Source organism: Paraburkholderia sp. SIMBA_027, assembly GCF_046535315.1.
Classification (GTDB): domain Bacteria; phylum Pseudomonadota; class Gammaproteobacteria; order Burkholderiales; family Burkholderiaceae; genus Paraburkholderia; species Paraburkholderia tropica.
This window is the reverse complement of sequence record NZ_JAWRWY010000282.1, coordinates 1-315: the sequence shown is the minus strand read 5'-3', so window position 1 is coordinate 315 and position 315 is coordinate 1. Positions and strand designations below refer to the sequence as shown.

The following is a 315-nucleotide window of genomic DNA, read 5'->3' as shown; positions in this document are numbered from 1 at the left end:
CGGTGATTTCATTTACGGCCGCGAATGGCGGCTCGAACTCACCTTTCCCGACGGCGCCACTATCGACCACACGTACACGATTACGAAAGGAAACCAGTCATGAGGACCGGAGACGAGTACATCAAGACCCTCAACGATGGGCGCACCGTACTTATTGACGGGGAGGCAGTCCAGAACGTCGCCGAACACCCTGCGTTCCGCAACGTCATCGGCACGATCGCCGAGCTGTTCGACATCGCTGCCGACCCCGACAACGGCATGCAGTACCACAGTGCAGAAATCAACGGCCCCGCGAACCGCGTCTTCAGCATCCCC

Annotated in this window: 1 protein-coding gene; it reads left to right on the top strand. The window is 59.4% G+C overall.

Annotation, left to right across the window (positions count from 1 at the left end; all coding sequences use genetic code 11):
• Nucleotides 1-99 precede the first annotated feature (99 nt).
• Nucleotides 100-315 (top strand): 4-hydroxyphenylacetate 3-hydroxylase N-terminal domain-containing protein (locus SB764_RS39110; RefSeq protein ID WP_410866628.1); only part of this gene is annotated, 216 nt, incomplete at its 3' end.